We start from the raw sequence: 26105 nt of genomic DNA, 5'->3' as shown, positions 1-26105 counted from the left end.
AGTCCCACGTACATGAGCAACATGAACCACGAGCGTGTCCTCAGTGTTCACCACTGGAACGACACTCTGTTCAGCTTCAAGTGCACCCGCGATCCGGGCCTGCGCTTCGAGAACGGTCAGTTCGTGATGATCGGCCTGCAACAGCCCAACGGCCGGCCGCTCATGCGCGCTTACTCGATTGCCAGCCCGAACTGGGAAGAGCATCTCGAGTTCTTCAGCATCAAGGTGCCTGATGGCCCGCTGACTTCCCAGTTGCAGCACCTGAAGGAAGGCGACGAGATCATCATCAGCAAGAAGCCTACGGGCACGCTGGTACTGGACGACTTGAAGCCTGGCAAACATTTGTACCTGCTCAGCACCGGTACCGGTCTGGCGCCGTTCATGAGCGTCATCCAGGACCCGGAAACCTACGAGCGTTTCGAAAAAGTGATCCTGTGCCACGGCGTACGTTACGTCAACGAAGTCGCTTACCGCGAATTCATCACCGAGCACCTGCCGCAGAACGAGTTCTTCGGCGAGGCCCTGCGTGACAAGTTGATCTACTACCCGACCGTGACCCGCGAGCCGTTCGAGAACGAAGGTCGCCTGACCGACCTGATGCGCAGCGGCAAGCTGTTCAGCGACATCGGTCTGCCACCGATCAACCCACAGGACGACCGCGCCATGCTGTGCGGCAGCCCGAGCATGCTCGACGAAACCAGCGAAGTGCTGAACAGCTTCGGCCTGAAAGTTTCGCCGCGGATGCGCGAGCCGGGTGATTACCTGATCGAGCGTGCGTTCGTCGAGAAGTGACCGAAGGTCACCTGTAGGAGCCGGCTTGCTGGCGATGGTCGTTAACGATGACGCGTTTCTCCCAGGATAAACGCGCTGAGTTCCAGTCCATCGCCAGCAAGCCGGCTCCTACATTAATCGCGTAGCGCATAGAAAAGCCCGCATGACCTGAGAAGGTCATGCGGGCTTTTTCGTTTCTGGCGTTTAAACCTGTGCGGGAATGACCTCAAGGACGCAGATCGAATCCGGCGTCGGATAGTGCCACCGCACATCCACATCCCAGAATTGCGCGCCATATTCCCGCTCAGGCGCGGGCGTCTGATAAGCCGGCCGCGGATCTTGCGCCAAGCACTGCTCAACCAGCTCCACCAAAGGCTCTTCCAGCCGCTGAGCGTGCCCATGCGCCTGTTGCAACGCCGAGTCCGTCCACTGCACGGGAATCAGCTGCGGCGCAGCGCTGGCGATGCTATTGGACGCCGTGTCGATGATGTCGGCATAAGGCACGTAGGGTTTGATGTCCAGAATCGGTGTGCCATCCAGCAAGTCGATGCCGGATATCCACAGGCGATTGGCCTCGACCTTGTCCAGCTTCACCACGGATTGGCCGATGCCGTTGGGCCGGTGCGTCGCGCGGGTGGCGAACACGCCCATGGATTTGTTGCCGCCGAGGCGAGGTGGGCGGACTTTCAGGCGTGGCTTTTCTTCCAGGGCCTGATGAAAAAGGAACAGCAGCCAGACGTGGCTGACCTGCTCCAGACCCTGCACTGCGTCGCCCTGATCGAACGGCGCCACCAGTTCCAGCACGCCGCGAGCGGCAGGCGCCAGTTGCGGCTGGCGCGGGATGGCGAACTTCTCCTTGAAACAGGAGCGCACGAAGCCGATGGGGGAAACGCTGTAGGTCATTGGTTTAGGGTCGAAGCAGGATTGAGGGCGGGCATGATAACCCGATCGACCTACATTCAGCGGTGCTTGTGCCGGCCCCATCGCGAGCAGGCTCACTCCCACAGTGGATCTCGGTCTGCCACAGATTCTGTGGACACAGAAAATCCTTGTGGGAGTGAGCCTGCTCGCGATAGCTGCACCACTAATTTAAAGGCTAAACCCACCATCTAGAGGAATGATATTCCCGGTCATGTAAGCCCCCGCCGTACTCGCCAGACTGATCGCCAACGCCGCCATCTCTTCCTCCCGACCCCAGCGCTTCATCGGAATCAACGCCGTATCCTCCGCCAGCGCCTGCTCATCGTTCCCGATGTGCTGGGTCATCTTGCTTGGAAAGCGCCCCGGTGCGATCACATTGACGTTGATGTGCTGGCTCACCAGTTCCCGCGCCAGAATCCGCGACAATTGATGCAGGGCAGCCTTGCTCGGCCCGTAGGCATAAGCCTGTTCGCCGAAGGAAGAAATCCCCGCCACCGAGCCGATGTTGATGATCCGCGCCGGATTGGCTTCTGACCCGGCCTTGCGCAGCAGCGGCAAGAATTGCTGGATGCAGTTGAACACCGATGTCACGTTGAGCTGCATGACCTTTTCCCAGCCCTTGACCGGGTAGCTTTCCAGCGGCGCACCCCAGGTGGTGCCGGCGTTGTTCACCAGGATATCCAGATGGGTGATCTGCTCGGCCAACCCCGTGACCAGTTGCAGCACACCTTCTTCAGTGGCCAGGTTGGCGGCCACCGCGTGGCACGTTCCGAAGGCGCTCAACTCGTCAGCCGTTTGCTGACACGCTTCGGCATCGCGCGCGCAGACGTACACGGTGGCGCCGGCCTCGACATAGGCCTTGGCGATCATTTTGCCGATACCACGGGTGCCGCCGGTCACCAGAGCGGTGCGGCCTTGCAGGGAAAAGTACGGGTGCATGGCGAATCCTGAGAGCTGAGGGTGCATACACCCTAGTCGTCAGCCGCTGGAAGCGGAGCCACTATTTTTGCGCGGAATGAAGGTCTATAGAGCCTTCGGCTACTGCCACCCCTGTAGGAGCCGGCTTGCCGGCGATGGCGTCCTCAAAATCGCCATCGCCAGCAAGCTGGCTCCTACAGGGGGCGGTGGTGGCCCAAGGTCTGTGGGGGTTACTGCGGGCGAACGCGCAGGGTCAGGCCCTTGAGGAAGTTGCGCAGCAACTGGTCGCCGCACGGGCGATAATTGGTGTGGCCGAACTTGCGGAACAGCGCGCTCAGCTCAGGCTTGGACACCGGGAACTCGGCGGCCTTGAGGATCGCGTGCATGTCGTCTTCTTTCAGCTCGAAGGCCACGCGCAGTTTTTTCAGGATGATGTTGTTGGTCACCGGCACTTCGATTGGCTGCGGCGGACGGCTTTCGTCCTTGCCGCGCTTGAAGATCACCAGGCCGTCGAGGAAATGCGCCATGACCTCGTCCGGGCAGCGTACGAAGCCTTCCTCGTCCTCTTCTTTCTTGTCGAGGTAGGTCAGCAGGGCTTCCAGGGACACGTCCATGCCGCCGAGCTTGATGATCTCGATGACTTTCTTGTCGCTGATGTCGAGCATGTAGCGCACGCTGCGCAGTACGTCGTTATGAATCATGGTGTGCAATCCTGATAGTCGGCAGTGGGCGCCGCATAAGCCGCGGCGCCAGAATGTGTGGCGGCGTGAAAAGTCTTAGAACTTCTCTTTGCCGGACAGGTAGCGCCATTGGCCCAACGGCACTTTGCCGATGGACACGCCGCCGATGCGGATGCGGCGGATGGCGACGACCTTCAGGCCGACGGCCTGGCAGAACAGGGCAATCACGCCCGGTTGTGGGTTCTTCATCGCAAAACGCAGGCGGTTTTCGTTCTGCCAGCTGGCCTTGACCGGCGGCAGTTCCTTGCCCTTGTAGGTGAGGCCATGGTTCAGGCGGTTGAGGCCGTGAGCCACCATCTCGCCTTCAACCTCGACCACATACTCTTGCTCGATTTTCGCGGAGTCGGCGGTGAGTTTGCGCAGGATCTTCCAGTCCTGGGTGAACACCAGCAGACCGCTGGCGTTGGCCTGCAGGTCGGTGCTGGCGGTCAGACGCTGGAAATGGCCCTTGAGCGGACGTTTGCTGAAGCGATGTTCTTCGCTCAGGGTTTCGGCGCTGAGGGTGGCCATGGCCGTGTCCGCGTCCATGCCTGCCGGCACGTTGAACAGGATGGTCACCGGCTCTGGCGCGGTGGCCTGGGCCTGCGGGTCGAGCTCGACTTTCTGGGTGTCGACCTTGAACTGCGGCTCGTCGATGACTTCGCCGTCCACGGTGACCCAGCCGCCCTCGATGAACAGCTCAGCCTCCCGACGGGAACAGCCGACGAGTTCGATGAGGCGTTTGGAGAGACGTATCGGGTCAGTCATGACAGGGCCGTAACAAAAAAGGGGTGGGCATTGTACCTGCTGGGCGCCGGTTAATCCCGGCTCCATTTCACCGTTGGGCTTTTTGTAGGAGCCGGCTTGCTGGCGATGCAGGCGATGCGGTGTGTCATTTGTACCGAGGTGATGCCATCGTCGGAGCGCCGCCCGCAGCAAGCCGGCTCCTACACAGGTCAGCCGTTGCTCGACTGTTGCCGGGTTTGGCGCAGCCGCATATGCAACAACGGATAAGGCTGCCCCATGCCGTCATGCTCGGTGCGGCCGATCACCTCGAAGCCCTGTTTGAAGTAGAACCCCAGCGCCTGCGGGTTCTGTTCATTGACGTCCAGTTCATCGGCGTTCAGGTGTTCCATGGCATAACGCAGCAACTGCTTGCCCAGGCCCTGGCCACGGTGGGCCGGGTCGATGAAGAGCATTTCAACTTTGCCCGCTGCCACGCCGGCGAACCCGGTGATGCGCTGGCGCGAGTCTTTGGTGCAGATCAGCATCACCGCGTCGAGGTAGCGCGTCAGCACCAGATTCTTCAGCAGTTCGATGTAGCTGTCCGGCAGAAAGTCATGGGTGGCGCGCACCGAGTCTTCCCAGACCTGAGTCAGTTCCTGGTAGTCGCTCTGTTTCGGCGTGTGGATGACCGAATGTTGGCGCATGGCCGAATGCCCCTTTTGCAGTGGATGGCGCGAGTCCTTTCTCCCACAAAACGATAGACGTAAAAAAGCCCCGCATCTCGTCAAGAGAGCAGGGCTTTGCGTATTTTTTGCGTTTAGATCTGTTCAGCCCACAAGTCGTATTCGTCGGCGTCGGTAACCTTGCACCAGACTTTGTCGCCCGGTTTCAGGTTGCTGCCGTTGTCGATGAACACGTTGCCGTCGATTTCCGGGGCGTCGAAGAAGCAACGGCCAACCGCGCCTTGCTCGTCGACTTCATCGACCAGCACTTCGATTTCACGGCCGACGCGCATTTGCAGGCGCGCCGAGCTGATGGCTTGCTGGTGCGCCATGAAGCGGTCCCAACGGTCTTGCTTGACGTCGTCCGGGACGATGTCCAGGTCCAGGTCGTTGGCCGGTGCGCCTTCGACCGGCGAGTACTGGAAGCAGCCGACGCGGTCGAGCTGGGCTTCGGTCAGCCAGTTCAGCAGGTACTGGAAGTCTTCTTCGGTTTCGCCCGGGAAGCCGACGATGAAGGTCGAACGGATGATCAGGTCCGGGCAGATCTCGCGCCAGTTCTTGATGCGCGCCAGGGTCTTGTCTTCGAACGCCGGGCGTTTCATCGATTTCAGGACTTTCGGGCTGGCGTGCTGGAACGGGATGTCCAGGTACGGCAGGATCTTGCCGGCGGCCATCAGCGGGATCAGCTCGTCGACGTGCGGGTACGGGTAAACGTAGTGCAAGCGAACCCAGACGCCGAGGGTGCTCAGGGCTTCGCAGAGTTCGGTCATGCGGGTTTTCACCGGCGCGCCGTTCCAGAAACCGGTGCGGTATTTCACGTCGACGCCGTAGGCGCTGGTGTCTTGCGAGATCACCAACAGCTCTTTGACGCCGGCTTTGACCAGGCGCTGGGCCTCGTCGAGCACGTCACCGACCGGACGGCTGACCAGCTTGCCGCGCATCGACGGGATGATGCAGAAGCTGCAGCTGTGGTTGCAGCCTTCGGAAATTTTCAGGTACGCGTAGTGGCGCGGGGTCAGCTTGATGCCTTGCGGCGGCACCAGGTCGATCAGCGGGTTGTGATCCTGACGCGGCGGCACGACATCGTGCACGGCGTTGACCACTTGCTCGTACTGCTGCGGACCGGTCACGGCCAGCACGCTCGGGTGCACGTTGCGGATGTTGCCTTCTTCGACGCCCATGCAGCCGGTCACGATGACCTTGCCGTTTTCCTTGATGGCTTCGCCGATCACTTCCAAAGATTCTGCCTTGGCCGAGTCGATGAAACCGCAGGTGTTGACCACCACGACATCGGCGTCCTGATAAGTGGACACAACGTCATAACCTTCCATGCGCAGCTGGGTAAGGATGCGCTCGGAGTCGACCAGTGCTTTGGGGCAACCCAGGGATACGAAGCCAACCTTTGGATTGGCCGGCGCAGGAGTGGTGGACATGTCTAACCTCGGTATTTGTGACGCCTCCAGCCGAAGACGGCAAGGCGACAGACGGGCGCTTGTTGCGCCTCTGATCAAAAAGTGCGCAATTCTAGCGATGAGAGACGCACTTGACCAGCTTTATGGAGGGAAATACGACGAGTGCTGCGCTATGCTTCGCGCCGTTACGCGTTACCGATTTTTTACAGTCAACAAAACGTCTGTAACGTCATGTAAAACAGCGCATGCTGCGTGACAAAGCATAGTGCTTCTTCCAAGAAGTCCGGTCTGGGTAGTAGGAGTGTTGGATGGGTCAGGCAAGTAGTCAGGCGGCGGGTGCCGAGCATTCGGCGGCGAAGCCGATCGGTATGCTGGTCGCGGCGGTCGGGGTGGTTTACGGCGATATCGGCACGAGCCCGCTGTACACCCTCAAAGAAGTGTTTTCCGGTGGTTACGGCGTACCGGTCAACCATGACGGCGTGTTGGGCATCCTGGCGCTGATCTTCTGGTCGCTGATCTGGGTCGTCTCGATCAAGTACATGATGTTTGTCCTGCGCGCCGACAACCAGGGCGAAGGCGGGATCATGGCGTTGACCGCGCTGGCGCGGCGGGCAGCGGCGGGGCACAAGAAGTTGCGCACGTTGCTGGTGGTCTGCGGGCTGATCGGCGCGGCGCTGTTCTATGGCGACAGCATGATCACTCCGGCGATCTCCGTGCTTTCGGCGATTGAAGGTCTCGGGCTGGCCTTCGAAGGCATCGACCATTGGGTGGTGCCGCTGTCGTTGATCGTGCTGGTGGCGCTGTTTTTGATCCAGAGCCACGGCACCGCGCGAATCGGCATCCTGTTCGGGCCGATCATGGTCACCTGGTTCCTGGTGCTGGGCGCACTGGGCGTCTACGGCATCATGCAGCATCCGGAAGTGTTGCAAGCGATGAACCCGGTCTGGGGCGTGCGCTTCTTCATCGTTCACCCGGGCATGGGCGTGGCGATCCTCGGTGCAGTGGTGCTGGCGTTGACCGGCGCCGAAGCGCTGTACGCCGACATGGGCCACTTCGGGCGCAAGCCGATTGCCCGCGCCTGGTTCATCCTCGTGCTGCCGGCGCTGGTGCTGAACTACTTCGGCCAGGGCGCCTTGCTGCTCGGTGACCCGGAAGCGGCGCGCAACCCGTTTTATCTGTTGGCGCCAAGCTGGGCGTTGATTCCCCTGGTCGGCCTGTCGACCCTGGCCACGGTGATTGCTTCGCAAGCGGTGATTTCCGGCGCGTTCTCCCTGACCCGCCAGGCGATCCAGCTCGGCTACATTCCGCGCATGCACATCCAGCACACCTCCAGCGCCGAGCAAGGCCAGATCTACATCGGTGCGGTGAACTGGGCGCTGATGGTCGGCGTGGTGCTGCTGGTGCTGGGTTTCGAATCTTCCGGCGCCCTGGCCTCGGCTTACGGAGTTGCGGTGACCGGGACCATGCTGATGACCAGCATTCTGGTGTCGGCAGTGATACTGCTGCTATGGAAATGGCCACCGGTCCTTGCGGTGCCGGTCCTGTTGGGATTTTTGCTGGTCGATGGCGTGTACTTCGCCGCCAACGTGCCGAAAATCGTACAGGGCGGGGCCTTCCCGGTGATCGCCGGTATTGCGCTGTTCGTGCTGATGACTACCTGGAAGCGCGGCAAACAACTGTTGGTGGAGCGCATGGACGAAGGCGGGCTACCGCTGCCGATTTTCATCAGCAGTATCGCCGTGCAACCGCCGCATCGCGTCCAGGGCACCGCCGTGTTCCTCACCGCGCGGCCAGACGCCGTACCCCACGCGTTGTTGCACAACTTGCTGCATAACCAGGTGCTGCACGAGCAAGTGGTGCTGCTGACGGTGGTGTACGAAGACATCCCGCGAGTACCGACGACACGGCGCTTCGAGGTGGAATCCCACGGCGAAGGGTTCTTCCGGGTGATCCTGCACTTTGGCTTTATCGACGAGCCGGACGTGCCGCAAGCGCTGAAGCTGTGCCATCTCGATGACCTCGACTTCAGCCCGATGCGCACCACCTACTTCCTCAGTCGCGAGACGGTCATCGCCTCGAAGCTTGAGGGAATGGCGCGCTGGCGCGAGGCGTTGTTTGCGTTCATGTTGAAGAATGCGAATGGCAATTTGCGGTTCTTTAATCTGCCGCTGAACCGGGTGATTGAGTTGGGGACGCAGGTCGAGATGTAATCCCGCGACATCAAAAAGCCCCCGTTGCCGTGAAGGCAGCGGGGGCTTTTTATTGCCCGACGCCTGACGCTGGCTAACAACGATCCCCTGTGGGAGCGAGCCTGCTCGCGATGGCGGACTGACATGCACCATTAATGTTGCCTGACAGACCGCTATCGCGAGCAAGCTTGCTCCTACAGGGACCGTGTTGCTGGCTTTTTTGTGAGTGTGGCCCGTCGTTTTTAGTTGCGCTCAGGTCATTGTTTTTTAGATTCGGTCTTTGTCCAAACCGGCCGCTCCAGCACCTTCACTGCATCATCAACCACTGCCTTGCTCATCGCCGTCAAATAATGCGCGGCCCAAGCGTGTCGGTCGGTGTCTCGGGCGTAGGCAGCATCTTTGGTCAGCTCCTTGGCCAGGTACAGGAAATCGGAGGCCATGGCTAACGCATCGCTGAGGGGAACGTCTCGCGTGACATGGAATAGGGGTTGGTTTGAGCAGTAGAGGACGGGGGTGAGGCCGATGGTTTTTAGTTCTGAGGGGGCTGGTGAATCTGTTTTGCTCATGGTGTATCTCCTAAACTGAGGAGCCGCCACGTTCGTTTCCAAGCGAATGGGTGGCAGCTGTGCGCAGGTTGGAAAACCGGGAGCCTAGGAAACCGGCACGTCCGAAGACGTCCCACGCACAACCGCCATGACACAGAATTGCAGCCGTAAATGTCTGCGGTCATGTTGGGCACGTTGTTGCCTACGCTCGACGGGTTTCCAAGCCCGATCGCTGAATGGTCAGCGACGTCCGGAGACTATCCCGTCAAAGAAAAGCGCAACAAGGCATCAAAGTGCCCAAAAAACACGATTCGGAGTTTGCCTACAAGGTCTGCGGGCGTCATCCGATATCGCGCCATCTGAAACAAACAAAAACTAAACGCCGCAAGTGATTCTACGAGCCGAGGACATGGGCGCAAAAAATTAAATGAGTGTCGGGGGAAAAACATGATGGCGTTACTAGAACGTGCTGAACAGGCAATATCAGTGGTCGCGATGGTCAAGGACTTCAGTACCAGGCTCACTGAAATCTCCACTCGAGCCATCGAGCGCCTGGTTATTTTCAAAGACAATCAACCGGCAGCGGTCATCATCAACGTTGAGGCGTATCAAGAAATGCTCGACGAGCTGGATGACCTTCGGATTGAAGTAGCTGTTCTGGAACGCCTGACCGGCTTTGATGAGACCAGCGCAATCGACCACGACGATATGCGGGGACGGCACGCCAGGAAAGGCTGAAGCAACAGGGGGTGGCGTGTTTCTAAGAAGCTTCCGACAAGTATCGATTGATATTGACGACTCGATATTTTCATTGAGACAAGTGTCCACGTTTTATGGAATGTGGACACTTGGGTTTTCAGCATCGTGGAGAGTCAAGACATTTTGCATTGTTCAAACTGGCCAGCCTGCACGCCATAAAATCCTTCTAGCCGTTAGTGCTTCATGTCTGTACGAACCTTTTTTGGGGACTTTCTTTGACTTGAAGAGCAATTCATTTTCAACGTTTACACGGTCCATTGTAGGAGCCAGCTTGCTGGCGATGGACTCAAGTGCACCGCGGTGAACCAGTCCGTACGCGTAATCGTTAACGACCATCGCCAGCAAGCTGGCTCCTACAGGTTCTGTGTTTCCCGGTAATCCGTGAAGAACCATAAAAAAGCCCCCGCTACCGTAAGGCAGCGGGGGCTTTTTGTGGGCGGGTTCAGGTCATTCCTGAGCCGCCGTCTCCTTCGCCTGGCGCTTCTCGATCACATCCACCAACCGTTGGGCCAGTTTCGGGTAGTTCTCGTCGAAGTGGTGGCCGCCGGGCAGTTTGATGGCTTCGCCTACGGCGGTTTTGTCGGTGCAGCCACTTTCGTCGATTTCTTCTTCACCGAAGATGCACACCACTTTCTCCGGTGGCAGCTTGGCCATTTCCGGGCCGGTGGCGGCTTCTTTGCCGGCGTTGCCGAGCCAGCCTTCGACTTCGATTTCGAAGCTGCCGGTGCGGGCGAAGGCCAGCAGGATGATTGCGTCGACGCGTTGCTGTTCCGAGGCTTCCAGGCGGTTGTAGATCGCCGGCAGGACGTCGGCGCCGAACGAGTAGCCCGTCAGGATGAAGCGCTTGGTGCCCCATTTCTGCCGGTAGTGCTGCATCAGTTCAGCGAGGTCCAGGGCGCTTTGCTCCGGGCTCTTGTGCTGCCAGTAGTAGCGCAGGGTGTCGATGCCGACGACCGGGTAGCCGATCTTGGCCATTTCGCCCGCTACGTCGCGGTCGAGGTCGCGCCAGCCGCCGTCACCGGAAAGGAACAGGGTGACGGTGTCCTTGGCCTGGCCGGCCGGGACTTCAACCACTGGAATCTGCAGGCCGCCAGCGGCTTTGTCGCCACCGACGAGGAGCTTGCGCAGTTCGTTGTTCAGCACTTGCGGCAGGTTGATGTCGTAGTCGCTGATGCTGGTTTCGGCGTTGGGTTGGTCGCGCACGAAGCCGGCGCTGGTGTCGTCCGGGTTGTCGTTCCACGCCACCAGCCAGTGACCGTGAGCAGCGCTTTTCGGCAGCAGGTGGGTGCAGCCAGGTTTTTCCAGGGCCAGGTCCACCGAAACGGCCTGGGACTTGTCGTCCTTCTGCTCGGACAACCAGCGCCATGCCAGCACGGCGCCAGGGCCGATGCCGCTGACCAGCGTCGCCGGGCCTTTGAGTTCTCTCAGGCCGGATTGCAGGGCGCGGCTTTGCAACAGGCAGTCCTTGGGCAGGATCACCTGAACGATCTGCGCCGAGCCGCTGCGGCTCAGGGTCATCAATTGTTTGTCGCTGAGCTTCTGGTCGTCATTGACCGCCACCAGCACCTGGGCGCGCGGCGTGTTGCCGGGGATGACGCGGGTCATCGCGGCGCCGTCGGCCGGTGTCAGCCGTTCGAGCGTCGGCTCTGGCGCCGGGCGTTTGAGGTACCAGTAACCGCCACCGAGAATCAGGGCCAGCACTACCAGTGTGCCCAGTACGTACCGCAAGGAGCGTTGAATCATCAGCGTTTCACCAATCCAGTCAAGCCGCCCGCAATCAGGGCAGCAGTGTCGGCCAGGGCAACCAGCGGATCAAGTCCGGCGGGCACAGCCATATAACGGGGTTCCCAGTCAGGCTGGAACTTGTCTTTGAAGCGGCGCAAGCCTTGGAAGTTGTACAGCTGCTCACCACGGCGGAAAACCATCGAGCCCAGACGCTGGGTCAGTGGTGCGCCACGACGGGGTTGCAACCCCGACAGCGGCACCATGCCCAGGCTGAAACGCGCGTATCCATGATTTTTATAATGTTGAATCAGGCCGACCATCATGAATTCCATGGTCAGTTTGGGGGCATCCGGGTGTGCGCGCATCAGGTCGAGGCTGGCCAGGTCATGGCCGAAAGTCTCGAGCAAATTGGCGAACGCCACCGGGCGCCCTTCGAAACGGATGACAGCGATGCGGAAATGCTTGAGGTAGTCATCACCGAAACGACCGAGGGAGAAGCCTTTCTCGCGCACGTTCTTGCCGGTCAGCCAGGCATCGGAAATCACCTTGAGCTCATCCATCGGCGCATGCCCTGGCTCATGGATCTCCAGCGACAGGCCATCACGGGTGCCACGGTTCCAGGTGTAGCGCAGGTCTTTCATCTCTTTGCCCTTGGCTTCGAGATCAAAGCGCTGCAGATCGACCCGGGCTTCTTCGCCGAGTTTGATCGCAGTCAGGCCGATGTCCATGTAGTACGGCAGGTTCTCGGCGCGTACTTGGTAGAACACGGGGCGGGCGTGGTGGATGTCACAGAGGTCGCGGAACTGCCAGATCATTTCCGCCCGTTGCTGGGTCGGGCCGATCGGGTCATACAAGGCCACCAGGCTGCGTCCACGGCGGGCGTACATCAGGAACGCTTCATCGTTAGGGTGAAACAGCAGCGCCTTGTCACCGGTCAGGGCGAGGCCACCGTCCGGTTGTGCGGAAGCCATCAGGATTTTTACCGCGCGGTCCAGTTCGTCCGGCGTGGGCAAGTGGATCACCGGGCGTGCGGTGCGCAGCAGCCAGGTCAGGGACACCACCACCAGCAGCACGGCGGCGCCGAGCAGCGAGCGCAAGCCGCGCGGGGCGTCGGCGTCGAGGGTGAACTGCCACCAAAGTTGATGGCTGTAGGGAACGTCCTGATAAGCGAACAACAGCAGCCAGATCGACGCACCGAGTACGCAAAGGCTCGACACCAGATACAGCGGCGAAAACGGCAGTTCGGTCAGGCGGCTCGGGCGATAGAACGAGCGCCGGAAAACCCCCAGCAGGCTCGCGGTCAGGGTCATCAGGCAGGCTTCTTCCCAGTCGAAACCCTTGAGCAGCGAAAGCACGGCGCCGACCAGCAACAGAATGGTGGTCAGCATCCACGCGGCGGACAGGCGTCGACGCAGGCCTTGGGCCAGCAGCAGGCAAAGCACGCCGACCAGGCTGGCGCCGAAGTGCGAAGCGTCGACCAGTCGATGAGGAATCAGGAAACCGATGTGTTCCAGGCGCGTATCGATTTCCGGGGTCACGCCGGAGAACAGCAGCACCACGCCGGACAGAAACACCAGCACCGCCAGAATCGGCGCGGCCAGGCCGGAGGCTGCACGCAAGGATTGACGCGTTTGAAACAAACGCTGGCCTTCATTGACCAACAGCAGCAAGCACGCGACCAGCAGCGGCAGCACCACGTAGATCAGGCGATAGAGCAACAGGGCCGCCGCCAGTGGTGCGGCGCCAAGCTTGTCGGCGAAGGCGGCCAGCAGAATGGCCTCGAATACGCCGACGCCACCGGGAACATGGCTGAGCACACCAGCGGCCAACGCCAGCAGGTACACCAGCAGGAATGCACCGAAGGGCGGTGCTTCCGGCAGCAACAGATACAGCACGGTCGCGGCGGCGGCTACGTCGAGGGCGGTAATGACCAGTTGCAGGAACGTCAGGCGACGGCCCGGAAGGCGCAAGGTGCGACGACCGACCTTGACCAGCAGGTTGTCTGCATAAGGCTGCTCTGGCAGGCGCCGGCGATAGATGCCGACGGCCAATACGGTAAACAACAGCAATACAGCGGCGGCAATCGCACCCAGCAGCATCTGAGAGAGGCCCAGGGCGGCAGAGGCGGCAGGCAGGTTGCTGAGCGTGGCGAGGGCGGCCAGCGGGGGCAGGGCGCAGCCGAGCGAGAGGCTGGCGAACAGCGTCATGTGCGCGACATCGGAAGCCCCCAGGCCATGACGCGCATATAAACGGTAGCGAACCGAGCCTCCCGACAGCATCGACAGGCCAATGGCATTACCGATGGCAAATGCCGTGAACCCGCCCAGGGCAAGAAGCCGCGGCGCCAGGGTCACGCCGGCATAGCGGCTGGCCGACCATTCGTAGCCAAGCAAGATGATGAAGCCGACCACGGTTGCGGCCAATGCGCCGAGCAGTGCCGGTTTCGGTACGTCTAGAATGGAGTCGTGCAGAGCGTACAGATCGAGTTCGCTCAGCAGGTGGCGACAGGCAATCAGCGCGATAGCGAACAACAGCAGGGTGACCGCCAGGCCAATGGGCTGACGGTACTTGCTGACCAGATCAAGCAAGCGCAGACGCTCGGCCTTGATCGGTTGTGTCGCTGTGACGGTGTCTTGTGAATCAGACGAGTTGGCGCGCATCAATCACCTCTTGGATTGTGCGCGACAGGATGGGGGTATCCAGCCAAGTTACCAATCCCTGTAGAAAAAAATAATCACAAATATTAACGCCTCTCGCCGATCAGCGGCGATGGCATGTCATCCGTCGTAGGGGGTTCTGTCTGCGATTCAGCATAGTCTGAACTCAGAACTCAGGTGATCCCGAACGCTTCCCTACACAGTGACAGGTCATTGTTGCGAAAGGACTTTTTCAACAGATACAAAAAAGGCCACTCTTTCGAGTAGCCTTTTTTGATGTTTGGTTGCGGGAGCCGGATTTGAACCGACGACCTTCGGGTTATGAGCCCGACGAGCTACCAGACTGCTCCATCCCGCGTCTGTGTGGCGGCATTCTATAGAGATACGCCGGTGTGTCAACCGTTAATCCGGCGCCGGGTCAAATAAGCGTAAATAAGCGGCGAACGGTCGCAGGGGAGCGTTAAGTTTCGGAATCAGAACGATTTCTCCGTGCTGTCAAAAAACAAATTTCTCACGGAATGTTGGGGGACGAACCGATGCGCATTACCTGTAGGAGCCGGCTTGCTGGCGATGGACTCGAGTGCGCCGCGTTGATTCAGGCAGCACGCGTTATCGTTAACGACCATCGTCGGAGCGCCGCCCGCAGACAAGCCGGCTCCTACAGGAAGGCGTGCATGAATTGAAATCGAATCGCATGGCAAAACACGCGCGCACAAAAAAGGCCACTCTTTCGAGTAGCCTTTTTTGATGTTTGGTTGCGGGAGCCGGATTTGAACCGACGACCTTCGGGTTATGAGCCCGACGAGCTACCAGACTGCTCCATCCCGCGTCTGTGTGTCGGCATTCTACAGAGGATCGCCGGGCTGTCAACCTTCAATCCAGATAAAACCTGTTCTGGTTCAATCGCTTAGCTCTGATAGAGGGCGGTGTGATCGGCTGTGAGTCAGGCCTGGCAAGGCTTGCAGCTCTATCGCATGGGCTCTTTCGATTGAGAAAATAAATTCATCTGTAACTTTTCCTACCATTGGGTAAGAACATTCAGACTACTGGTGCTATATACAGGTGTCGGTGAGATACTGCAGATCCGGCACGCCTTGACTCCAATTCTACGCCATGAACACCGCTTTTATATGAGCCAGCGAAAAATCATCCACGTCGATTGTGACTGCTTCTACGCTGCCATCGAGATGCGCGACGACCCGCGCCTCGCCGGAAAACCCCTGGCGGTGGGCGGTTCGGCGGATCGGCGCGGGGTAATTGCCACCTGTAACTATGAAGCGCGGGCGTATGGCGTGCGTTCGGCGATGTCGTCGGGGCACGCCTTGAAGTTGTGCCCTGACCTGACCATCGTCAAGCCGCGCATGGAAGCCTATCGGGAAGCCTCGAAGGAAATTCACACGATCTTTCGCGATTACACCGACCTGATCGAGCCGCTTTCCCTCGATGAGGCTTACCTCGACGTGTCGGACAGTGCGCACTTCGGCGGCAGCGCCACGCGAATTGCCCAGGACATCCGTCGTCGGGTGTCCAATCAGTTGCACATCACTGTCTCGGCCGGCGTGGCGCCGAACAAATTCCTGGCCAAGATTGCCAGCGACTGGAAGAAGCCCAATGGCTTGTTTGTCATAACGCCGGATCAGGTCGAGGATTTCGTCAGCGGTTTGCCCGTCAGCAAGCTCCATGGCGTTGGCAAAGTGACTGCCGACAAACTGGGCAGGCTCGGTATTGTCGATTGCTCGCATTTGCGCGAATGGGACAAGTTGGCGCTGGTGCGTGAATTCGGCAGTTTTGGCGAGCGATTGTGGAGTCTGGCCCGTGGGATCGATGATCGGTTGGTGCACAACGACAGCCGGCGGCAATCGATCAGTGTCGAAAACACCTATGACGTGGATCTGCCGGATCTGGTGAGCTGTCTGGATAAGTTACCCGAGTTGCTGGAAACCCTGGCGGGCCGCATGGCGCGAATCGACAACAGCTATCGGCCGGGCAAACCGTTCGTCAAAGTGAAATTCCATGACTTTACCCAGACCACGCTGGAGCAGTCCGGGGCAGGGCGGGATCTGGGGAGTTATCAGTTGCTGCTGACCCAGGCGTTCAATCGCGGCGGGAAACCGGTGCGGTTGTTGGGGGTCGGGGTGAGGCTGGAGGATTTGCGCGGAGGGTTTGAGCAGATGGAGTTGTTTGAGCGGTAGTTTTTGCGGTGACTATCAGGGCCTCTTCGCGGGCAAGCCTCGCTCCTACAGGGGTGCACGCAATACCTGTAGGAGCGAGGCTTGCCCGCGAAGCTTTTGCTTTTAGTTCGGTCCCGGATCCGCGACGAGCCGCCCGGCATCCTTGGTCAACGACTTGAGGAATTCGGTCTGCAACTCAGGATCGTTACGCGTCAGCTCAATCAAACTCTGTTCAAGCTCACTGGCTTCTTCTTCCAGACCCAGTTCCGACAGGCGCTTGACCCGGTGTACCCACTGGCTCACTTCGTCGTCTTCAAGATCGTCGTAAATCAGCCCGTGGGCTTCGAGCAACTTGCCGCGCAACGAGCTGCTGACCGCCAGGGTCGAATCCGTGTGCACATCGTCCTGACTATCTTCGACCTTGATCAGCAGGCGACTCAGGTGATTGATGTCATGTTCGGCGAACGGACTGTCCAGCAGGTTCAGGCGCAACACACCGTTTTTGTCGGTGCTCAGCTCGAACGTTTCCTTGCCGGCCTTGACCTCCACCGGGCGCTCGCTCCAGGGCAGGCTCGAGTATTCGGTGCGCTTGTCGAGCTGGACTTCGTCGATACCGGCGAGGTTCTGCTGCGCCCGACCGTGGGACGGCGCGTTCATGAACGGGTTGAGCCCGGCGAAACCGTAGCTGAACCAGTCCTTGGTCACGCTATCCGGCAGGTTGCCGAGGGCGAACACGTTGACCACGTTCGCGCCGACACCGGCCACCACGGCCACCGCGCCCAACGGGATCTCGTAGACCTCCCGCCAGGGTTGGTAAGGCGTGTAGCGATCGTAATGACGGGTGACTTCGAACTCGGTGACTTCGAAGGTCTTCTGCTCGTGGATCTTCACCCGACGTTGCGGCAGCTCAAGCACCTTGGGCTCACCGACATCGATCTGCAGGCTGTGATCGAGCAATTTGCGCTCGACACGAGCCTCGTGCTCGCTGCGTTGCGACATGTGATTGGCGCAGCCGCTGACCAGCAGGGTGCCGCACAGGGCGGCACCACCGAGGCCTAAGGTGTTTCGCTTGAACATGACTTCTCTATCTGGTGTCAGCGGCGGATACGGGCCTGGAGGAAGGACAGCACGTCAGCGACCGGCAGCGCTTGCGCCTCGGGCTCGGTGCGGCTCTTGTATTCCAGATTGCCTTCGGCGAGGCCGCGGTCACTGACCACGATCCGGTGAGGAATGCCGATCAGCTCCATGTCCGCGAACTTGATGCCCGGGCTGGTTTTCTTGTCGCGATCGTCCAGCAGCACTTCGAAGCCGGCCGCAGTCAACTCGGCGTACAGCTTGTCGGTCGCTTCGCGAACCTGTTCGGTTTCGTAGCGCAGCGGCACCAGCGCGATCTGGAATGGCGCCAGTGTGTCGCTCCAGATGATCCCGTTGGCGTCGTTGTTCTGCTCGATGGCCGCAGCTACCACGCGGGAAACGCCGATGCCGTAGCAACCCATTTCCAGGGTGACCGGCTTGCCGTTCTCGCCCAGCACTTCGCACTTCATCGCTTTGCTGTACTTGTTGCCCAGCTGGAAGATGTGCCCGACTTCGATGCCGCGCTTGATTTCCAGGGTGCCTTTGCCGTCCGGGCTCGGATCGCCGGCCACGACGTTACGCAGGTCGGCAACGGTCGGAACCGGCAGGTCACGCTCCCAGTTCACGCCGAAGTAGTGCTTGTCGTCGATGTTTGCACCGATACCGAAGTCGCTCATCAGCTCGACGGAACGGTCGATGATGATCGGCAGCGGCAGGTTCAACGGGCCGAGGGAACCGGCGCCGGCGCCAATGGCGTCGCGCAGTTCGCTTTCGGACGCCATGACCAGCGGGCTGGCAACGCCAGGCTGGTTGGCGGCCTTGATTTCGTTCAGCTCGTGGTCGCCACGGATGATCAGGGCAATCAGCTTGCCTTTCTCTTCAGCGTGAACCACGAGGGTCTTGATGGTCTTTTCAATCGGCAGATTGAATTTTTCCACCAGCGCGGCGATGGTCTTGGTATCTGGCGTGTCGACCAGGCGCATCTCTTCAGTCGGCGCGGCGCGGGAGGTTTCACGCGGTACCGCTTCGGCTTTTTCGATGTTCGCGGCGTAGTCGGAACCGTTGCTGAAGACGATATCGTCTTCGCCGGATTCGGCCAGTACGTGGAATTCGTGGGAGCCGGCGCCGCCGATGGAGCCGTTATCGGCTTCGACAGGGCGGAACTTCAGGCCCAGGCGGGTGAACACGTTGCAGTACGCCTGGTGCATGCGGTCGTAGGTAACCTGCAGCGAAGCCTGGTCAGCGTGGAACGAATAGGCGTCCTTCATGATGAATTCGCGGCCGCGCATCAAACCGAAGCGTGGGCGGATTTCGTCACGGAATTTGGTCTGGATCTGATACAGGTTGATCGGCAGCTGCTTGTAACTGCTCAACTCGTTGCGCATCAGGTCGGTGATCACTTCTTCGTGGGTCGGGCCGGCGCAGAAGTCGCGACCGTGGCGATCCTTGAAGCGCAGCAATTCAGGGCCGTATTCTTCCCAGCGACCGGATTCCTGCCACAGCTCAGCCGGTTGTGTACTCGGCATCAACACTTCAAGAGAGCCTGCGGCGTTCATTTCTTCACGAACGATGGCTTCGACCTTGCGCATTACTCGCAAGCCCATCGGCAGCCAGGTGTACAGGCCCGAGGCGAGTTTGCGGATCATGCCGGCGCGCAGCATCAGCTGATGGCTGATGACGACCGCGTCGGAAGGCGTTTCTTTCTGTGTGGCGAGCAAAAATTGACTGGTGCGCATGGTTGGCCGTTGTCGGTTGCTGATGACGAGAAATGACGGAGCATTGTACGGGCGAGATCTGCTGGCGTACAGGCGCGCGGTCGGTGGTGTGGCAGGAGGGCGGGAATCTCCACGCCCTTTGCGATGCTTCCTACGATTCTTCCGCGACCTGGGCTGGAACCGGCTCAGGCTTTGGGGTTGGGCCTTCGCGGCGGCTCTCCTGGAACCAGTGCAAGGCGATCAACACCAGCGTCGGAACGCCCAGCAGCGCGGTGATCAGGAAGAAATCATGGTAGCCGAATTTTTCCACCATGACCCCGGAATAGCCACCGATCAGGCGCGGCAGCAGGAGCATGATCGAGCTGAGCAGGGCGTATTGGGTGGCGGAGAACTTGAGGTTGGTCAGGCTCGACAGGTAGGCGACGAATGCGGAGGTCGCCAGGCCCGAGCTGAAGTTGTCCAGGGAAATGGTCAGGATCAGCATGTTCAGGTTGGCGCCCATGTCGGCGAGCATCAGGAACAGCAAGTTGGTGCCCGCTGACGCCACGCCGCCGATGAACAGGATCGGCAGGATGCCGAAACGCACGATCAGCAGGCCACCCATGCCGGCGCCGACCAGCGTCATGATCAGGCCGAAAATTTTGCTGACGCTGGCAATCTGATCCTTGGTGAAGCCCTGGTCGATATAGAACACGTTGGCCATCACGCCCATCACCGTATCCGACATCCGATACGTGGCGATCAGCCCGAGCAGCAGCAGCGCTTGCCAGCGGTAACGCAGAATGAAGTCGTTGACCGGTGTCAGCACCGGCGCCAGGCCACGACGACCTATGGCCGACAGGCACATCGCGGTGAGCGAGGTGTAGAGGATCGCCCGCAGGAATGCGCGGTCCTGGAGCAGCAGGTCGAGCAGGCTGACGCCGTCAAACAGCACGCTGGCGAAGTCGGTGTTGTAGAGCTGGGTGAACATGGCCGGCACGGAAACCAGCAGCACGATCAGTACGAACACCGAGGCCAGTTGATGCACGAAGCTGTAGCGCCCGGCCTGCAGTTGCGTGCGCAATGGCACCGGCGGTTCGCGCATGAAGAAAGAGGTCAGCAGCGCCGGAACCATCAGTGCGCCGAACAGCAGGTAAGTGCCGGCCCATGCGGAATGCTTGTAGTTGAAACCGGTGGAGCCAAAACCTTCGGCGAAGAACAGGGCGCCGGCAGTGGCCAGCAGTGCCGCGATCCGATAGCCGGACATGTAGCTGGCGGCCAGGGCAGCCTGGCGGCTGTCTTCGGCGATTTCCAGGCGATAGGCATCGACCGCGATGTCTTGCGTCGCCGAGGCGAAGGCCACGACTACAGCAATGGCGATCAGCCAGGACAGGTGTTTTTGCGGGTCGCAGAAACCCATCCCGATCAAGCCGAGGATTACCAGTGCCTGGGAAAGTACCAGCCACGAGCGACGGCGACCGAGCTTGCCGAGAAATGGCAGGCGCCATTGGTCCAGCAACGGTGACCAGACCCATTTAAAGGCGTAGGCCAGACCGATCAGGCTTGCATAGCCAATGGTTTCGCGAGCCACACCGGCTTCACGCAACCAGACTGACAGTGTCGAAAACACCAGCATGTAGGGCAGGCCGGCGGCGAAACCAAGCAACAACAGCACAAGTGTCGATGGGCTGGCATAGGCGGCGAGCGCGGCGCGCCAGGTTTTACGGGGCATGGGCTGAAGTCTGCCTCAAGATTACGGAAACAAAGCGCGCACTCTAACCGCTGTGCTCTACCGGGCGCCAGCCATGGCGCTGAATATCAACACGATTGTTCAGGACACTGATGCCTTCGGAGCGCAATCGTGCGCGTTGCTCGTCCCCTGAAGGACTGCCCACGGGCAGGCTGATCCGACCGCCGGCACCGAGCACCCGGTGCCAGGGCAGTTTGGTGTCGCCGGGCAACTGGCTGAGCGTACGACCGACCCAGCGCGCGGCGCGACCCAGTCCCGCGAGTTCGGCAAGTTGACCATAACTCACGACTTTGCCCTCGGGCACCTGCGCCAGAGTGAGGTACAGCGCCGTGCGTCGGATTTGCGCAGGGCTTTCGGTTTCTGCATCGGCGTCGGTCACATCCGGGATCCCTGTAGGAGCGAGGCCGGCTTGCCGGCGATGGTCGTTAACGATAACGCGAGCTGTCTGGGGAAATGCGTCGATCTTGAGTTTATCGCGAGCAGGCTCGCACCTACAGTGGCTGACCGTCTGTAGGGTAAATCCTCGATCAGTAATTGAGAAATGAACTCAATAGAGATGGGCGGGTCAGTCCTTGTTAGGGCCTTATTCCTATGGATAATGCCGACTTTTTTCGCAAATTTGAGCCTGTCTTTGCTTATGGTGTCCAGAACCCTGTTGTGCCTCGCTGTCCTGAGTGCTTCCACGCCCTTGCTCGCCGATACCGTGTGGTTAAAGAACGGTGACAAGCTGAGTGGCAAGATCACTCTGTTTGACGGCGGCAAGCTGGTGATCCAGACCGAATACGCCGGTTCGGTTCCAATCGACTGGAAGCAGGTCAAAACCCTGGAGAGCGATCAGGAGTTGCTGGTCAAGCAGGATGCCTACAGCGGCGAGAAGGCCAAGTCGCTGCACGCGGCGGACGACGGCAAGGTGACGCTGGAAAACGGCGAGGCACCAAAGACCGTCGAGCTGGCGAGCATCCAGCAGATTCTCAAGCCCAAGCCGGTGGTCGAAGATTTGGTCTGGAAAGGCAATATCGATGCGGCGCTGGATTACCAGCGGGCGGAAAAGGACACCGACGACTACGATGTCGACTTCAAGACCACTGCGCGCCATGGCAGATGGCGGCATATCGCCGAAGGCGAGTACAACCGTGAATTCCAGGATGACGTGGTCACCACTGATAACTGGCGGGGCGAGTACTCGCTCGACCGCTTCCTGACCGAGAAGTGGTTCTGGCAGGGCCGTGCAGTTTACAAGCGCGACAAGGTTGAAGAACTCTCCCGTCAGCGCACAGTCGGCACCGGTCCGGGTTACCAGTTCTGGGATGACGAGCTAGGCGCATTCTCGCTCGGCTCGCTGTTCAACCACACGGACTACCAGTTCTCCGACGGCAGCAAGGACAACTTCTATTCCCTGGCGATGAAGTGGGATTACAACCGCTACCTGATCGGCAAGAAGGTGGAGTTCTTCACCAATGGCGAAGTGGGCAAGCCGTTGTCGGGTGTGGCGGATTATGCGCTCGATGCCGAAATGGGCTTGCGCTACAAAGTGACCGAGTGGGCGTCGCTTAACCTGAAGGCCGAGCGAGACATCATCAGCGGTACAGACGATGCCGATCTGGACAAGACCCGCTACACCGCAGGGTTTGGTGTGGCCTGGTAAAACCATTCGCGGGCAAGTCGGATCGCCGCACCGCTCGCTCCTACAGGTTTTGCGTCAGGTCGCGATTTCCGATACCGACGCAAAACCTGTAGGAGCGAGCGGTGCGGCGATCCGACTTGCCCGCGAAGGCGTCAGTACTGTCCATAGCGTTTGGATCACTACAAAACACCCGCCCACAAAAAAGCCCCGCTTTTAAGGGCGGGGCCTTTTACTAAAGCAAGTACAAGTTAGATAACTTGAACTTCTTCAGCTTGCATGCCTTTCTGACCGCGGGTAGCGATGAAAGAAACCTGTTGGCCTTCTTTCAGGCTTTTGAAGCCGTCGGATTGGATAGCTTTGAAGTGAACGAACAGGTCGTCACCGGATTGTGGAGTGATGAAGCCGAAGCCTTTTTCATCGTTGAACCACTTAACGGTACCAGTTTGGCGATTAGACATGGTGTAACTCCTTGAACAAAGATAACTGCGACTCAGGAAGAACCCTGGCCGAGACTGAGTGCAAAGAGCAGGAAAAATTCTTGTAGATGGTTGGATCGAAATTCAACATATCGTGTAGAGATTCTCAGTGACACAAGCAGCACAGTGGCGCCACCTTAACCCTTTTTCCGGAACGTGCCAATGCTTCCGGCGAAGGTTTCTCTGTTTTCGTGACTGACGGTGCATTGTATTGCCGTCGAGGTCCGGAATTTAAGGGGGATCGCCAAGAATTGTGCCCCGGACTTTGAACCGGCGGCGCGCCCCGGTAAGATGCCGGACAGATTTTTTCCACCTCGCTATTCAGGACACCCGCCATGAGCATCAAATCGGACAAGTGGATTCGCCGCATGGCGCAAGAGCAGGGCATGATCGAACCGTTCGTCGAGCGCCAGGTGCGCGGCAGCGACGATAGCCGAGTGATCTCCTACGGCGTGTCGAGTTACGGCTACGACGTTCGCTGCACCAATCACTTCAAAGTGTTCACCAACATCAATTCGGCCATCGTCGACCCGAAAAACTTCGATGCCGGCAGCTTCGTCGATATCCACAGCGACGTCTGCATCATCCCGCCGAACTCCTTCGCCCTGGCCAGCACCGTCGAATACTTCCGTATTCCGCGCAACGTATTGACCATTTGCCTGGGCAAAAGCACCTATGCCCGCTGCGGCATCATCGTCAACGTCACCCCGCTTGAGCCTGAGTGGGAGGGTCACGTGACCCTGGAATTCTCGAACACCACCAACCTGCCGGCGAAGATCTACGCCAACGAAGGCGTGGCGCAGATGCTGTTCCTTGAGTCCGACGAAGAGTGCGAAGTGTCCTACAAGGACCGTGGCGGCAAGTATCAGGGCCAACGCGGCGTGACGCTGCCACGCACCTGAGTCAACCGTCTGACAAACCGTGGGAATTCCTGGGCGAGCGTACACTCTATGGGGTGTACTGCTCCGATCTGCGCAAGGCGGATCGGGCCATCGCTCAGGAGTGCTATATGAAGATCGACCCGCGTATAAGTGCCGAACTGGCAAGGCTTGAGCCCAATCAGGTTGGCGTTTTGGCCTGGTCGTTGCTGGCACATCCGCCTATCAGCATGGCGGGGGGCATCCCCGGCCAGCCTGATCCCGATACCCCCAACGAACAACCCTCCGAACCTGGTGAGCCGACCCTGCCGGATGAGCCGCCTCCCGCGCCGGTTGTGTGATCAGCCACGCGAATGAATGGCTTGTATTGGTAGGAGCGAAGCTTGCTCGCGAAGACGGTGGGTCAGCCGACATCTTTCTTCCCTGACCCACCGCTTTCGCGAGCAAGCTTCGCTCCTACAAAGGCTGCGTGTTACTTGAGATTGCCGCTGAGGAACTGCTTCAGCCGCTCACTCTTCGGATTGCCCAGTACGTCTTCCGGCGCACCTTCTTCCTCGACCAGGCCCTGGTGCAGAAACAGCACCTGACTCGACACTTTGCGGGCGAAGCTCATTTCGTGGGTCACCATGATCATGGTCCGGCCTTCTTCGGCGAGGCCCTGGATCACTCGGAGCACTTCACCCACCAGCTCCGGGTCGAGCGCCGAGGTCGGTTCGTCGAACAGCATGACTTCCGGCTCCATGGCCAATGCACGGGCAATGGCGACCCGTTGTTGCTGGCCCCCGGAAAGAAACGCCGGGTACTGGTCCGCCACGCGTGCGGCCAGGCCAACCTTGTCGAGGTAACGACGTGCGCGGTCCTCGGCTTCCTGCTTGCTGCAACCCAGCACCCGGCGCGGAGCCATGGTGATGTTTTCCAGCACGGTCATGTGGCTCCACAGGTTGAAGTGCTGGAACACCATGGCCAGGCGGGTGCGGATCCGTTGCAGTTCATCGGCGTCGGCCACGTGCATGCCGTGGCGATCCTTGATCATGCGGATGTTCTGGCCGTCCAGGCTCATGGCGCCGTCGTTGGGCTGTTCGAGAAAGTTGATGCAGCGCAGGAAGGTACTTTTGCCCGAGCCGCTGGCGCCGATCAGGCTGATGACGTCGCCGGTGTTGGCCTTGAGTGAAACGCCTTTGAGCACATGATGATCGCCATAGCTTTTATGCAGGCCTTCGATGGTCAGTTTGTACATGGGGCATGCATCCTCAAGGCGAAAGTAGGTAGCCGCTGCGATAGGCTTCGGTGCCCGCGACGTGGGCGATCACCATGCCGGCAGTGGCCATGCGCCGTAGCGAGCGGGCGTACATCAGCCCGGCGACAGTGCAGTGAACGGGGGTGACGAGATCGTTGATCGGGTCGACGATTTCGGCGATCAGTTGCCCGGCCTCCAGGTATTCCCCCGGCAGCGCGGTGAACACCAGCAAACCGCCCACGGGCGTGGCCACCGGTTCGACGGCCGCCAGCGGCGTGGCGGGATACGGCAGCTCCGGCAGTGGCGCCGATTCGCCGGCAATCGCGCCGAAGTGAATCAGGTAATCGATCAACGCCTGGCAGTCGAGGCTGGCCAACGGGTGATTGACGTCGCCCTGGCCACGCAATTCGACGGTGACCGAGAAGCTGCCGAGCGGAATGTCGAAGTGTTCGCCGAAGCGCTCTTTCAACTGCCACCAGAGCAGGGTGAAACATTCGTCGAACGACTGACCGCCGGAATCGGTGGCCAGCAGACTCGCTTCGGCACCGATGTAGCGGGCCAGCGGCTCGACCTGTGGCCAGGCCTCGGGCGTGGTGTAGAGGTGCGCGACCGCTTCGAAATCGCAATGCAGGTCCAGCACCATGTCCGCGTCACAGGCCAGTCGTTGCAGGATCAGGCGCTGGGATTGCAGTTGAGTGCTGGCAGTCTGTCGCGCCAGAGCCTGGCGCAGGCTGTTGCGGATCAGTTCGAGGTTGCGCTGCGGATCGTCGCCGAGCTGGCCTTCGATCTCATTGCCGACTTCCTCGCTCAAGTCGACGAACCAGCGGTTGAAGTTCTGCCCGCTTTCGAGCTCGTAGCGGCCCAGCGGTACATCCATCAGCACTTGTTCGAGGCCGACCGGGTTGGCAATCGGCACCAGTACGATTTCGCTGCGCAGGTGGCCGGCGGCTTCAAGCTCCGCCAAGCGTTGTTTGAGGTGCCAGGCGACCAGCATGCCGGGCATTTCATCGGCGTGCAGGGACGCCTGGATGTAGATCTTGCCCTGGGCCGACGTCGGGCCGAAGTGGAAGCTGTGAATCTGTCGTGCGGTCCCCGGCAGCGGGGCCAGCAAGTCATGTATCTGGTGGCGCATGTGCG

General features: G+C 59.9%; 23 protein-coding genes and 2 tRNA genes. 7 read left to right on the top strand and 18 right to left on the bottom strand.

Translation table 11 applies throughout. The features are described 5' to 3' along the window. Nucleotides 1–12 precede the first annotated feature (12 nt). The gene (gene fpr, locus IB246_RS15225) at nt 13–792 is read left to right on the top strand and encodes a ferredoxin-NADP reductase (RefSeq protein ID WP_003443014.1); all 780 of its coding nucleotides are present in this window, start codon (nt 13–15) and stop codon (nt 790–792) included. A 183-nt stretch (nt 793–975) separates the two neighbouring features. Here the strand turns inward: fpr and tsaA are convergent, their stop codons facing one another. From tsaA to rimO, 6 genes are all read right to left on the bottom strand, one after another. Further along, complete coding sequence (tsaA, locus tag IB246_RS15220) at nt 976–1674, bottom strand: tRNA (N6-threonylcarbamoyladenosine(37)-N6)-methyltransferase TrmO (RefSeq protein ID WP_008039281.1); 699 nt, start codon at nt 1672–1674, stop codon at nt 976–978. A gap of 186 nt (nt 1675–1860) precedes the next feature. Then, nucleotides 1861–2631 carry an SDR family oxidoreductase gene (locus tag IB246_RS15215; RefSeq protein WP_008039280.1) on the bottom strand — a complete coding sequence of 257 codons (771 nt, stop codon included), beginning with the start codon at nt 2629–2631 and terminating at the stop codon, nt 1861–1863. Nucleotides 2632–2840: 209 nt separating this feature from the next. Continuing rightward, nucleotides 2841–3311: a DUF1456 family protein gene (locus IB246_RS15210; RefSeq protein WP_008030033.1), complete on the bottom strand. Its 471-nt coding sequence runs from the start codon at nt 3309–3311 to the stop codon at nt 2841–2843. A 75-nt stretch (nt 3312–3386) separates the two neighbouring features. Then, entirely contained in the window at nt 3387–4097 is a 711-nt protein-coding gene (locus tag IB246_RS15205; protein ID WP_008039279.1) for an rRNA pseudouridine synthase, read from the bottom strand. Nucleotides 4098–4285: 188 nt separating this feature from the next. Then, nucleotides 4286–4759, bottom strand: a complete 474-nt coding sequence (locus tag IB246_RS15200; protein WP_008039278.1) for a GNAT family N-acetyltransferase — start codon at nt 4757–4759, stop codon at nt 4286–4288. A 113-nt stretch (nt 4760–4872) separates the two neighbouring features. Continuing rightward, on the bottom strand, nt 4873–6210 hold the full coding sequence (gene rimO / locus IB246_RS15195) for a 30S ribosomal protein S12 methylthiotransferase RimO (RefSeq protein WP_008030039.1): 1338 nt from the start codon (nt 6208–6210) through the stop codon (nt 4873–4875). Nucleotides 6211–6497: 287 nt separating this feature from the next. Between rimO and IB246_RS15190 the strand changes: the two genes are divergently transcribed. Then, nucleotides 6498–8399 carry a potassium transporter Kup gene (locus IB246_RS15190; RefSeq protein ID WP_008030040.1) on the top strand — a complete coding sequence of 634 codons (1902 nt, stop codon included), beginning with the start codon at nt 6498–6500 and terminating at the stop codon, nt 8397–8399. 236 nt (nt 8400–8635) lie between these two features. Here the strand turns inward: IB246_RS15190 and IB246_RS15185 are convergent, their stop codons facing one another. Beyond that, nucleotides 8636–8944, bottom strand: coding sequence for a DUF3077 domain-containing protein (locus IB246_RS15185; protein WP_008039277.1), 309 nt, complete (start codon nt 8942–8944; stop codon nt 8636–8638). 426 nt (nt 8945–9370) lie between these two features. On the opposite strand from IB246_RS15185, the gene IB246_RS15180 reads away from it, so the two are divergent. After that, a complete protein-coding gene (locus tag IB246_RS15180) occupies nt 9371–9661 on the top strand; it encodes a hypothetical protein (protein WP_008039275.1) in 291 nt (96 codons plus the stop codon). A 468-nt stretch (nt 9662–10129) separates the two neighbouring features. Here IB246_RS15180 and IB246_RS15175 read toward each other — a convergent pair whose 3' ends face one another. From IB246_RS15175 to IB246_RS15160, 4 genes are all read right to left on the bottom strand, one after another. Beyond that, nucleotides 10130–11425 (bottom strand): virulence factor family protein, encoded by a 1296-nt coding sequence (locus IB246_RS15175; RefSeq protein WP_008030041.1) that lies wholly within the window; start codon nt 11423–11425, stop codon nt 10130–10132. Continuing rightward, nucleotides 11425–14067 carry a bifunctional lysylphosphatidylglycerol flippase/synthetase MprF gene (gene mprF, locus IB246_RS15170; protein WP_008030043.1) on the bottom strand — a complete coding sequence of 881 codons (2643 nt, stop codon included), beginning with the start codon at nt 14065–14067 and terminating at the stop codon, nt 11425–11427. Before mprF ends, IB246_RS15175 begins: the two co-directional genes overlap by 1 nt. A 278-nt stretch (nt 14068–14345) precedes the next feature. Then, nucleotides 14346–14422 (bottom strand) — tRNA-Met (locus tag IB246_RS15165). Between the two features lie 394 nt (nt 14423–14816). Beyond that, nucleotides 14817–14893: transfer RNA gene (locus IB246_RS15160), tRNA-Met, on the bottom strand. A 301-nt stretch (nt 14894–15194) separates the two neighbouring features. Between IB246_RS15160 and dinB the strand changes: the two genes are divergently transcribed. Next, a complete protein-coding gene (gene dinB, locus IB246_RS15155) occupies nt 15195–16256 on the top strand; it encodes a DNA polymerase IV (protein ID WP_008039272.1) in 1062 nt (353 codons plus the stop codon). Nucleotides 16257–16358: 102 nt separating this feature from the next. On the opposite strand, the gene IB246_RS15150 is transcribed toward dinB, so the two are convergent. From IB246_RS15150 to IB246_RS15135, 4 genes are all read right to left on the bottom strand, one after another. After that, nucleotides 16359–17312 carry a hypothetical protein gene (locus IB246_RS15150; RefSeq protein WP_008030049.1) on the bottom strand — a complete coding sequence of 318 codons (954 nt, stop codon included), beginning with the start codon at nt 17310–17312 and terminating at the stop codon, nt 16359–16361. Nucleotides 17313–17329: 17 nt separating this feature from the next. After that, on the bottom strand, nt 17330–19045 hold the full coding sequence (locus IB246_RS15145; RefSeq protein WP_008039270.1) for a proline--tRNA ligase: 1716 nt from the start codon (nt 19043–19045) through the stop codon (nt 17330–17332). 130 nt (nt 19046–19175) lie between these two features. Next, the gene (locus tag IB246_RS15140; RefSeq protein ID WP_008039268.1) at nt 19176–20735 is read right to left on the bottom strand and encodes an AmpG family muropeptide MFS transporter; all 1560 of its coding nucleotides are present in this window, start codon (nt 20733–20735) and stop codon (nt 19176–19178) included. A 43-nt stretch (nt 20736–20778) separates the two neighbouring features. Beyond that, the gene (locus IB246_RS15135; protein ID WP_008039267.1) at nt 20779–21132 is read right to left on the bottom strand and encodes an MGMT family protein; all 354 of its coding nucleotides are present in this window, start codon (nt 21130–21132) and stop codon (nt 20779–20781) included. 258 nt (nt 21133–21390) lie between these two features. On the opposite strand from IB246_RS15135, the gene IB246_RS15130 reads away from it, so the two are divergent. Next, entirely contained in the window at nt 21391–22398 is a 1008-nt protein-coding gene (locus IB246_RS15130; RefSeq protein ID WP_008039264.1) for a DUF481 domain-containing protein, read from the top strand. Nucleotides 22399–22625: 227 nt separating this feature from the next. Here the strand turns inward: IB246_RS15130 and IB246_RS15125 are convergent, their stop codons facing one another. Then, nucleotides 22626–22835: a cold-shock protein gene (locus tag IB246_RS15125; RefSeq protein ID WP_002554837.1), complete on the bottom strand. Its 210-nt coding sequence runs from the start codon at nt 22833–22835 to the stop codon at nt 22626–22628. 353 nt (nt 22836–23188) lie between these two features. Here IB246_RS15125 and dcd point away from each other — a divergent pair, with 353 nt between their 5' ends. Together dcd and IB246_RS15115 are read left to right on the top strand one after the other, a co-directional pair. Next, nucleotides 23189–23755: a dCTP deaminase gene (dcd, locus tag IB246_RS15120; protein ID WP_008030058.1), complete on the top strand. Its 567-nt coding sequence runs from the start codon at nt 23189–23191 to the stop codon at nt 23753–23755. Between the two features lie 107 nt (nt 23756–23862). After that, nucleotides 23863–24072 (top strand): hypothetical protein, encoded by a 210-nt coding sequence (locus IB246_RS15115; RefSeq protein WP_008030060.1) that lies wholly within the window; start codon nt 23863–23865, stop codon nt 24070–24072. Nucleotides 24073–24203: 131 nt separating this feature from the next. Here the strand turns inward: IB246_RS15115 and IB246_RS15110 are convergent, their stop codons facing one another. Next, nucleotides 24204–24968, bottom strand: a complete 765-nt coding sequence (locus IB246_RS15110) for an ABC transporter ATP-binding protein (RefSeq protein ID WP_008030062.1) — start codon at nt 24966–24968, stop codon at nt 24204–24206. 13 nt (nt 24969–24981) lie between these two features. After that, a complete protein-coding gene (locus IB246_RS15105; RefSeq protein ID WP_008039262.1) occupies nt 24982–26100 on the bottom strand; it encodes a succinylglutamate desuccinylase/aspartoacylase family protein in 1119 nt (372 codons plus the stop codon). Nucleotides 26101–26105: the final 5 nt, after the last annotated feature.

Source organism: Pseudomonas sp. PDM01 (assembly GCF_014852325.1).
In the GTDB taxonomy this organism is placed as follows: Bacteria; Pseudomonadota; Gammaproteobacteria; order Pseudomonadales; family Pseudomonadaceae; genus Aquipseudomonas; species Aquipseudomonas migulae.
The sequence above is the reverse complement of the archived record's forward strand: the minus strand, read 5'-3'. Positions and strand labels throughout refer to the sequence as shown.